General features: G+C 58.4%; 9 protein-coding genes and 1 pseudogene. 7 read left to right on the forward strand and 3 right to left on the reverse strand.

Annotation, left to right across the window (positions count from 1 at the left end; translation table 11 throughout):
• A partial coding sequence (locus WCA53_RS05960) for a peroxiredoxin (RefSeq protein ID WP_423906862.1) occupies positions 1 to 568 on the forward strand: 568 nt, incomplete at its 5' end.
• A 163-nt stretch (positions 569 to 731) separates the two neighbouring features.
• Positions 732 to 1802, forward strand: coding sequence for an MBL fold metallo-hydrolase (locus WCA53_RS05965; RefSeq protein ID WP_423906880.1), 1071 nt, complete (start codon positions 732 to 734; stop codon positions 1800 to 1802).
• A gap of 68 nt (positions 1803 to 1870) precedes the next feature.
• Here WCA53_RS05965 and WCA53_RS05970 read toward each other — a convergent pair whose 3' ends face one another.
• The 3 genes from WCA53_RS05970 to WCA53_RS05980 form a co-directional block, all read right to left on the reverse strand.
• On the reverse strand, positions 1871 to 2980 hold the full coding sequence (locus WCA53_RS05970) for an alkene reductase (protein WP_423906864.1): 1110 nt from the start codon (positions 2978 to 2980) through the stop codon (positions 1871 to 1873).
• Positions 2981 to 2992: 12 nt separating this feature from the next.
• A complete protein-coding gene (locus tag WCA53_RS05975) occupies positions 2993 to 4210 on the reverse strand; it encodes an MFS transporter (protein WP_423906866.1) in 1218 nt (405 codons plus the stop codon).
• Positions 4211 to 4335: 125 nt separating this feature from the next.
• A complete protein-coding gene (locus tag WCA53_RS05980) occupies positions 4336 to 5262 on the reverse strand; it encodes a LysR substrate-binding domain-containing protein (protein WP_423906868.1) in 927 nt (308 codons plus the stop codon).
• Positions 5263 to 5417: 155 nt separating this feature from the next.
• Between WCA53_RS05980 and WCA53_RS05985 the strand changes: the two genes are divergently transcribed.
• The 5 genes and pseudogenes from WCA53_RS05985 to WCA53_RS06005 form a co-directional block, all read left to right on the forward strand.
• Positions 5418 to 6287, forward strand: a complete 870-nt coding sequence (locus WCA53_RS05985) for a nuclear transport factor 2 family protein (protein ID WP_423906871.1) — start codon at positions 5418 to 5420, stop codon at positions 6285 to 6287.
• A 132-nt stretch (positions 6288 to 6419) separates the two neighbouring features.
• Positions 6420 to 7139: a hypothetical protein gene (locus tag WCA53_RS05990; protein ID WP_423906874.1), complete on the forward strand. Its 720-nt coding sequence runs from the start codon at positions 6420 to 6422 to the stop codon at positions 7137 to 7139.
• A 226-nt stretch (positions 7140 to 7365) separates the two neighbouring features.
• Positions 7366 to 9105, forward strand: coding sequence for a PQQ-dependent sugar dehydrogenase (locus WCA53_RS05995; protein ID WP_423906876.1), 1740 nt, complete (start codon positions 7366 to 7368; stop codon positions 9103 to 9105).
• Between the two features lie 198 nt (positions 9106 to 9303).
• Positions 9304 to 9894 carry a TetR family transcriptional regulator C-terminal domain-containing protein gene (locus WCA53_RS06000; RefSeq protein WP_423906878.1) on the forward strand — a complete coding sequence of 197 codons (591 nt, stop codon included), beginning with the start codon at positions 9304 to 9306 and terminating at the stop codon, positions 9892 to 9894.
• Positions 9895 to 9997: 103 nt separating this feature from the next.
• Positions 9998 to 10144, forward strand: a pseudogene (locus WCA53_RS06005) (cysteine hydrolase); the annotation flags it as partial.

Raw genomic sequence — 10144 nt, forward strand, 5'->3', positions numbered from 1 at the left:
CCAATGGGCGATCCTGTTCTCGCATCCGAAGGATTTCACCCCAGTTTGCACGACCGAGCTAGGATACATGGCCGGGCTAAAGCCGGAATTCGACAAACGCAACACTAAGGTTATCGGACTCAGCGTGGATCCGGTCAGCGACCATCAGAAATGGGCGAAGGATATCGCCGAGACGCAGGGACACGCGGTCAACTATCCGATGATTGGCGACGCGGATCTGAACGTCGCGAAGCTCTACGACATGATTCACCCAAACGCCAGCGGCGGCCCGCGCACCGCCGCGGACAACGCAACGGTTCGCTCAGTGTTCATCATCGGGCCCGACAAGAAGGTTAAGGCGTTGCTCATGTATCCGATGACGGCAGGCCGCAATTTCGACGAGGTGCTGCGTCTGCTCGATTCCCTGCAACTAAGCGCGAAGCATATGGTAGCGACGCCTGTGAACTGGAAGCCGGGTGAAGATGTGATTATTCCGACGTCGGTTTCAAACGATGACGCGATGCGGAAATATCCGCAGGGTTTCAAAACTGTGAGGCCGTACCTTCGGTACGTGACACAACCGAGGTAAAGCGCTCTGTGCTGCGTGGCGAGCGCCGGGCGGGGATCGATCGGAGCCCGGTCCTTGGTCATCCCAGCGGCGAATTCGGTAGTATGCAGGCTGGGTTGGCGGCAGCGGTCCTGCCGTCAACCTCAAGCGAAAACGAGAGCGCCAGGCGAGGGAGCCAATCGTGTTGATCTTCCGACAATTGTTCGATCAGCAATCGTCCACGTACACCTATCTTCTTGCCGATCGCGCAACGGGAGCGGCTGTTCTTATCGATCCGGTATTTGAACAAGTACGCCGCGATACCGCACTGATCGACGAGCTTCGATTGCGCCTGGTTTATACAATCGATACCCACGTTCACGCCGATCACGTGACCGGCGCCTGGATGCTTAAGCGGCGCACGGGCAGCCAGATTGCGATATCGGCGGCGAGCGGCGCCGAAGGCGCGGACCGCTATCTGAGTGATGGGGATCGGTGCGAATTCGGCGCGCGGCATCTGGTGGTGCGCGCGACACCGGGTCATACGAATGGATGCATCAGCCTCGTGCTCGACGACGAGACCATGGCGTTCACTGGCGATTGCCTGTTGATCAGGGGCACTGGCCGTACGGATTTCCAGCACGGTGACCCGCGCTCCATGTTCCGGGCGGTCCACGAGCGGATTTTCACGCTCCCCGAGTCCTGCCTGCTTTACCCTGCGCACGATTATCGCGGCCTGACCGTCACGAGTGTGGGCGAGGAGCGGCGCTTCAATCCGCGCCTTGGCGGCGAACTCTGCGAGGACGATTTCGCCGGATACATGTCGAACCTGAGTCTGCCGCATCCAAGGCAGATTGACGTAGCGGTGCCTGCGAACCTGAAATGCGGGGTCGCGGCGAACGACCCCACGCAGGCTGCCGAGCCCGACTGGGCGCCGCTGACGTACACCTTTGCGGGAATCTGGGAAATCAATTCGCAATGGCTTGAGGAAAATCGCCATTCGGTCCAGATCGTCGACGTACGCGAGCCTGCCGAGTTCGAGGGGCCGCTCGGCCGCGTTCCCGAAGCCCGACTCATTTCACTTGGCGACCTGGCCCGGCGCGCCGGCGAGCTTACACAGGAACGCCCGGTCGTGACGGTCTGCCGGGCCGGCGGACGGTCGGCGCAAGCCACGGTGATACTGCGGCAGGCAGGGTTCGAGGCCGTCGCCAACCTCGCTGGCGGCATGCTCCGCTGGCGTGCAGAAGGTCGTGTCGTCGAGAACGGCAGCATGTAGCCCTCATCGCCCGCGTCACTGTACGCGGGCGTTGCGTATCATCGAGTACAGCGATGGACAGTCAGTGGTCACGCTTGCTGTTCGAGCACCGGATAGTCGGTGTATCCAAACCCGTCTCCACCATAGAACGTCGATCGGTTGTGCTTGTTTAACGCCGCTTCGGACATCAATCGGCTGACGAGATCAGGGTTGGCTATAAACGCGCGGCCGAAACCGATCGCGTCCGCATGCCCGGCCAGGATCGCTTCGCCCGCCGTTTCTGCCGTATATCCGCCAGCCGAGAGAACCGGGCCGTTAAACATGCGACGGAACAACTGGGCATTGTTGGCGCTATCTATGCTGATGTCTTCTGCCAGGCCGATCGAAGATGAACGCGGTTCGATCAAGCTAAGGTAGGCCAGGCCGAACGTGTTCAGCCGGCCGATCAAATAGCTGAAAAGGGCGATTGGGTCGCTGTCATGCATGTCGTTGAAGTTGCCGTGCGGGGAGATTCTGACACCGACGCGATCCGGGCCTATGGCTTTAGAGACTGCATCGACCGTCTCGATCAACAGCCTTGCTCGAGCGCCAATCGATCCGCCGTATTCGTCTTCGCGGTGATTGCTACCGTCTTGCAGGAACTGGTCAAGCAGATAACCGTTGGCGCTGTGCAGTTCCACGCCGTCAAACCCGGCCGCAATTGCGTTCACGGCAGCCTGCCGGAAAGACTCCACGATACCGGCGAGTTCGTCCGTCCCAAGCGCACGCGGTGTTTCGAACTCGACCAGCGAGAACTCCGGCGTAAATGCCTGGCCTGAAGCTGGAGCGATGGCGGACGGCGCGACAGGCAACGAGCGATCAGCGGTGTACAACGAGTGCGATGTCCGGCCGCTATGCACGATTTGCATCACGATCCGGCCGCCCTTTTTATGGACCGCACAGGTTACTTCTTTCCACCCTGCAATCTGCTCGTCGGTGTAGATGCCGGGCATGTCCGGATAACCGTTGGCGTCAGCGGTGATGGAGGTAGCTTCCGTGATGATCAGGCCGGCAGACGCACGCTGGGCGTAATACTCGGCGCTTAAGGCGGTCGGCACGCCAAGCGGTGCTCTCATGCGCGTCAATGGCGGCATGACGATACGGTTCGGCAATGTCATCTTGCCGAGCTGGAGGGGGACGAACAGGTTATCGATTGACATGATGGTTTCTCGTTAAAGGGTCAGTGGAATGGGGACGCTTGATCTGTTTGGTCTCAACATAAGAGCGAGGGCACCGATTTCGCACAGACCGCCCACCCATCCCAGGTCGGCAGCAGTGCCGTGGCTTAGGGTGAAGGCGCCGAGTGCGGCACCCGCAGCAAAACCCAGATACAAAAACGAGGCATTGAGCGAAAGCGCAACGGGCGCGACCTTAGTGCCTGCGACTTGAATCAGACGGGCTTGTTGCGCGGGGTGCACAGCCCATGCCGCAACGCCCCACACTACGATGGAGACTAATAAAGGGACGATCGCCTGGTTCAAGCCGACATACCTTGCGATCAGTGAAAGGCCGACCAGTGCGACCGTCAAGATCGGCAAGCCGACGAAGATGACGCGCACTGAACCAAAGCGGTCGGTGCCGGTTCCGCCGACGAATACGCCACCGGCAGCAGCGGCTCCCCAGAGAAAGAATGCGATTCCGAAGTGCATCGGTTGAAGGCTGGTCGACGCCGTGAGCAAAGCGGCGAGGTAGGTATAGACGGCGTAGGTGCCTGACGACCACAGTGTCGTCATCAGCAGTGCCTTGAGAACGGCAGGTTGCGCAATGACGGCAAAACGTTCCTTAAGGCTCGCTACCGGCATGCCCGCTCCCATTTCGCCGGTCAGGCCCATGGCAAGGCCAACAGTGGCGATAGTGGCGAGTACCGCGACACACGCAAAGGTCGCTTGCCAACCAAACGCATTGCCAATTACAGCGCCGAGCGGTACCCCCAGTGCAATGGCGACCGTAATGCCCGCGTTGACAATCGCAAGCGCACGGCCTCGGCGTTCCGGTGCGACCAAAGCACTTGCCAGTGCAAAGGCGCCGGGCATATACAAGCCCGCGGCGAGCGCCAGAAGCACGCGTGCGCCGACCAGCATCCAATACGTGTGGGACGCCGCCGCAATGACGTTGGCAGCCGCAAATGCCGCCATGGAGGCGATTAGCAGCGTGCGTCGATTTAAAGGACTCGTGAGAGCGGTCAAGACGGGCGAGCTAACCGCATACGCGAGTGCAAAGATGGTGACCAACTGTCCCGCGGTCGCAAGGGTGGTCGAGAGGTCCCGTGCAACGGCGGGCAAAATTCCCGCAATCATGAAGCCTTCGGTACCGATTGCAAAAGCGCCTAATCCCATCCAGTAAAGTGGCGCCGAGGAACCGGATGGAGAAGATGAATCTGAGGAAATCATGTCGGTCGAGGCCTCGTTGAAGTCGGGGATGATTCAGTGAGGTCAAGATAACGTTAATGATTTAAACAATAAATAGCTCAATCACTCCAGCTTTATTTCACCTGTGAAACAATCGAGACTGATCCCTATTTGCGCATCACGCCCTGAACTGCGGTCTCGTTTTGCGCGAACAAGGCGGCCAGCCAGTCGACGAATACCCGGACCTTGGCGCTGAGATGCCGGTTAGGGGGATAAACCACGTAGACGGGAATGGCGTCTGCCCACCAGTCGGAAAAAGCGGGTTCCAAAGCGCCACTTTCGATGTGCATCGCCGCCAGGAATGTCAGCACATGAACGACACCGAGGCCGGTTAATCCCATTGCCAGACAAGCTGTCGCATCGTTTGCGGTGAGGGTACGATTGCCCGATATTTCAACTCGTTCGCCGGCGCGGCTTACTACTAGAGGGAAAGGCCGCCCCGTTCGCGCGGCTATCATTTGAATGACAATGTGCCCGTCTTCCAGTTGCGCCGGATGAGTGGGCCGTCCGTACCGCTTCCAATATGCAGGGGTCGCGCACAGGACCTGCCGGACATCTCCAAGCCGTCGGGCAACTAATGATTGATCGGTGACCTTGCCGGTACGTACCACGCAATCTACGTTGTCCGCGATCAGGTCGACGGGCCGATCGCTCACGCCGAAGTCGAGCTGGATGTCGGGATATCGCGACACAAAATCGGGCAGTGCCGGGATGATGATCCCCAACCCTACCGGCACGGGGAAATCGACGCGTAAGCGTCCCTTGGGATTGCTTTTAGCCCTGGACATGACCCCTTCAAGCTCTTCGAGCTCATTGAGCAAGCGCACGGCCCGCTCGTAATACGCCGCGCCGTCGGTGGTCACGCTCACTTTGCGTGTTGTTCGGTTAAGCAGCTTGGTATCGAGTTCCGTTTCGAGCGTCTGGATCAGCCGCGTAACGGTAGGCTTTGGGATGTCCAGCGTTTCGGATGCCTTGGTGAACGTCCCGGTCTCCACTACCCGTACAAACGCCTTCATTGCCAGAAATTTGTCCACAGCATCCCCTTTCAAGACCCACGTGGTCGCCCAAGCATTATTCCACCATTGAAACAAAGTAATAGCGCAAGGGCTATTTATTGCTCACCGCTCAACGATTACGCTTCGTTCATCGCGGCGGATCTCGCCATCGAATTTAACTTCAAGGGTGACCCATGAAAGATGCCAAGGACCTGTTTTTTGAGTTTCTGAGTTCATTCAGAGACACTAAAAAGGCGACTTCGTTGTTCGCGGATGATGGCGTGGTTGAACTGCCCTATCTTGCTTCACTCGGCATTGAGCCGCGGTACGAGGGTCACGTCGCCATTCAGGGATTCTTTGAGGTGGTGCTAGGCCTGTTTCCTGACTTCGAGTTTCCGCGTTCCAACGTTCGGATGCTTATCGAGACCCCGACGCAAGCATTCGCCGAATATGAAATCGATGTGACGGCGGCGGCAACGGGGCGGCCGATGCATCAACATTTCTTCGGGCGACTGGTCGCCGAGAATGGAAAGATCAAGTTGCTGCGTGAAGCGCTGAACATCCTTGCGACCGCGCAGGCTGCTTTGCCTGGCGGTGCTGCCGAGCTGGCGATTCCTGGAACCGTGGAACCCCTGCAGCCTGGAAAGCAGTGGCTCGATATCGTTCAGAAAGCGAGTTTGCCGGAAGAGTTCGCCAAAGCGTTTGCCGATGATGTGGTGCTCGACGCATCCATCGCTCATCACCCAATGCGCGGAGTGGACGAAGTCAGGAGTTTTTTAATCGCGACGCGAGCGATGGTCGAGACATTTGGCTTCACGGACGAGGGATGGTCGGCCAACAAGATGTGGCTGGAATGGGAGGGCACGGCTTTCGACGGCCAGGCGGTCGGAGGAACGACCATCGTCACTCGCAATAATGCGGGTTTGATCGACACGATACGTCTATTGCACCGCCCGCTCAGTATGGTTCAACTGTTCTCGAAAGAGCTAGATGAAAATCTTGAAGGGAAAGTGCGTCTAGAGGTCTTCCAGGATGACACTCCCTATCGGCGGCCAGGAGTGTAAGCTGGCTTCGTCGTGCAAGACGACCTCGATCTGGCGGCAGTCGGGTCGCGCGTGACAGGAACAAGGCAACCCTATGCAATAGGCCGACCATCACGGGACTTACACCAAATCGCGATTTATTATGGAGTGTTTATGAATGATCTCTTGGCTCTTGCCATCAAGGCACATGGTGGTCTGGAGCGCTGGAACAGCTTCACTCGCCTTAAAACGACATTGTCGGTTGATGGCGCCATCTGGCACTTGAAGCAGCAACCCGGGCTATTGACCGACAAGATCTTCGAGATCCAGACGCACGCAGAGCATTTGACGATCACGCCGTTCATCGCAGCGAATCTGCGCAGTGTGTTCGTGCCCGAACGCCTTACCCTGGAGACGCTGGATGGTGAGGTTGTAGAAAGTCGCGATGATCCGGAAGAGGCCTTTGCCGGTCAGACGATTGAGTCGCCATGGGATAAGTTTCATGTTGCCTATTTTGCCAGCGAGGCCCTGTGGACCTATCTGACGTCACCGTTTCTCTACACGTATCCCGGCTTCGAAACTGAGGAGATCGAACCTTGGCATGAGAATGGTGAAGTTTGGCGTCGGCTGAAAGTCACTTTCCCCGACTATATTGCGAGCCACACCGAAACCCAGGTTACGCACTTCGGACCCGATGGATTAATGCGGCGTCACGATTATACGGTCGACATTCTAGGCGGCGCGACCGGCGCGAACTACACAACCGACTATCAGGAGTTCCAGGGCATCATGATGCCGACCACGCGTCGGATTTACGCTTATGACGAGGCAATGCAGAAGGTACTGGAGCCACTGCTGGTATCGCTTGATTTCAGCGGGCTTACGTTCAGCTAAATGATGCCTGCAGTGCCGTGTTACTGGAAAGGCAAAGACGTGGCGATCGACGTTCACGCACGGGGCGGGCATACCGTGCTCCAGATCGTCCAACACGGGTAGTGACTTTTACCTGAAGCGCATTTCACCCTAGAATCGTATCGGCCACTCAATCCACCGACGGTGGGTCATGTTGCCATCGATTCGATATCGTTGGTCGAACACAACGGGGTAAGCGATGCCATCCATGCAGTCATTTGCGCCCGCGCTCATCGTGAGTGTGCTGAGTGTGCTCTTCGTCAGCTTTGGCGCAGGAGGAGAGGCCGCAGCTCAGGTCCCGCCTACGGGTGACGCCGCGCAGGGAAAAGTCTTCTTTCAGAAAAACTGCGCCATGTGTCATGCCGACGCCCTCGGACCTGGGAACGTGGCGATCATGCGGCAAGGCCCTAGCCTCGTGGGTGTTTTTGGCCGGCGCGCCGGCTCTCTCCCAAACTTCAGCTTTACAAATGCCTTGAGCGTCTCAGACATCACCTGGAATTCAACGACCCTGGATCGCTACCTCGTGAATCCGACGACGAATGTGCCGGGCACGACCATGCCGGTTAATGTCACCGATTCCAACGATCGCCTCAATTTAATCGCCTACCTTTCCACGTTGAAGCTGCCGGCCGGTGTTTCCCCGATCGCCGGCCTCGCGTCCGCACCAACGCCTGAAAATGACCCTGGCAATTGGCGACATGCCGCTCCCGGTGTCGAGCATCACCTCACGCTGGCGGATTTACCCGCGCCTTACAGCAGCGTTTCGGCCGGAAACGGTCCGCAAGTCGTGAAGCAGCCCGCAGAAGCGTCATTGTCGGCTCCGCCGGGATTCAGGGTCCGGTTGTTCGCGACGGGCCTGTCGAATCCCCGCATAGTGCGTGTCGCACCGAACGGAGATATTTTTGTCGCGGAGACGGCCGCGAATCGCGTACGGGTATTACGTGCCGCTGACGGAGCGGATACGCCGTCCAATAATCAGGTTTTTGCCGATGACCTGGACCGGCCCTTCGGCATCGCGTTTTATCCGCCGGGTAACCATCCGCAATGGATCTACGTGGCGAATAACAACTCGGTGATTCGTTTCCCGTATCGCAGTGGGGACCTTAAGGCGAGCGGCGCGGCGCAGGTCGTCGTGCCACGTCTGACGGAAAGCCGGGGCGGGCATAGCACGCGCGATATAGCTTTTTCGTTGGATGGCAAGCACATGTTCATTTCCGTCGGTTCCGGGTCGAACGTCGCCGAAGGCTTGAGCCGGAAGAGTCCCGCGGACATCTCTCGTTGGGAAGCCGAACACGGACAGGGTGCCGCATGGGATGCAGAGACCCATCGCGCCGACATTCTCGTAACGGACCCCGAAGGTCATGAACCGCTCCACACGTTTGCGACGGGCATTCGCAACGGCGTAGGAATCGCGGTGGAGCCGACCACGGGTGAGTTATGGAGTTCGACGAACGAGCGCGACGGCCTTGGCGATAATCTGGTGCCGGATTACGTGACCCGCGTGAAAGCAGGCGGATTCTACGGTTGGCCCTGGTATTACATGGGCGGCCACGAAGACCCTCGCCACCCTGGCGAGCGCCCCGATCTTGCCGGGCTGACAATTAGCCCCGACGTAATGCTGCAGTCGCACTCGGCCCCGCTGGAGATGTGCTTCTATACAGCGACCACGGGCGTAGCGCTGTTTCCCGCCGAGTATCGGGGAGACGCCTTCGTGGCGTTGCACGGATCGTGGAACCGAAGTTCTCGCACGGGGTATAAGGTGGTGCGCGTGCGTGTCGATCACGGCATTCCGACCGGCGAGTACATCGATTTTCTCACCGGATTCGTAGTGAACGAGCGTAGCGTCTGGGGCAGACCCGTCGGCGTGGCGGTTGCCCGCGATGGGGCGCTGCTCGTGTCCGAAGACGGCAATGGCACGCTGTGGCGCGTGGCGTATGCGGGCCGTTAGGCAGCGGCGCGTCAGGTCGGTCGATCAGCACGAGGGCGGAGTCGCGCGAGCTTCACCAGGATGAGCGGAGAGTCCATTTGCCCACTTGATCCACTGGCTCGTCCAAGGCGAGAGCGGCGGGTAGACTGAAAACATGCTTGACAGTTAATAGATGACCGGTTATCTTGCTACATCATTACTTTGTTCAAGATAACCGCAATGCCCAGACCCGCTAATCCTGAAGTGCGTTCCCGCCTGTTATCGGTCGGACGCGCAGTCGTCCATGAGAGCGGCTTCAACGGCGCTGGGGTTCAGGACATTACGGCTGCGGCAGGCGTGCCCAAGGGGTCGTTCTACAATTATTTCGATAGCAAGGAATCCTTCGCGGCTGAGATTATCGAAGACTATTGGCAGTCGATTGAACGGCGCCACGGACCGATTCTCTACGACGCGCGCGTCAAGCCATTGGTGCGGATCGAACGGTTTTTCAGGGGGTTATCGCAGGATCACCGCGAACATGACTTCACGCTGGGCTGCCTGATCGGCAACCTGTCGCTCGAACTGGCTAGTGGCAGCGAGGAAACGCGCGTCAAGCTGGCTGACGTGCTCGGCAGATGGGAAAAGGCGCTCGCTGCGTGCCTGCGTGAGGCTCAGGAGCGCAGCGAACTGGACGGCAAGACCGATCCTGATCAACTTGCAGAAATCTTGATCGAGGCCTACGAAGGCGCGATCATGCGCGGCAAGGTTGAGCAAAATGGCAATGCGCTGGAGCGGTTCGAGACGATGGTATTGCCTCGGTTAATCAGCTAATTTTTTTGCTGTTTTTAATAGACGACCGGTCATGTATTCAATAGATGCCGAGCCCTTTAAACGGGAACGGTCCTTCCGCAGTAATCGCAACGCAGAGGACATCATGAGCCACGAAAGCCACGCAGGACAAGTCAACCCCCACCCTTACGCGGATCCGGTCAACCCGGCGCTCCCTCCAAGCGATTTCAAGCTGGACGTATCACGCGCAGCTTTGGTCGTGGTCGATCCTCAGAATGATTTCCTGAGTCCT

The sequence above is a fragment of the Caballeronia sp. genome (assembly GCF_049581465.1).
In the GTDB taxonomy this organism is placed as follows: domain Bacteria; phylum Pseudomonadota; class Gammaproteobacteria; order Burkholderiales; family Burkholderiaceae; genus Caballeronia.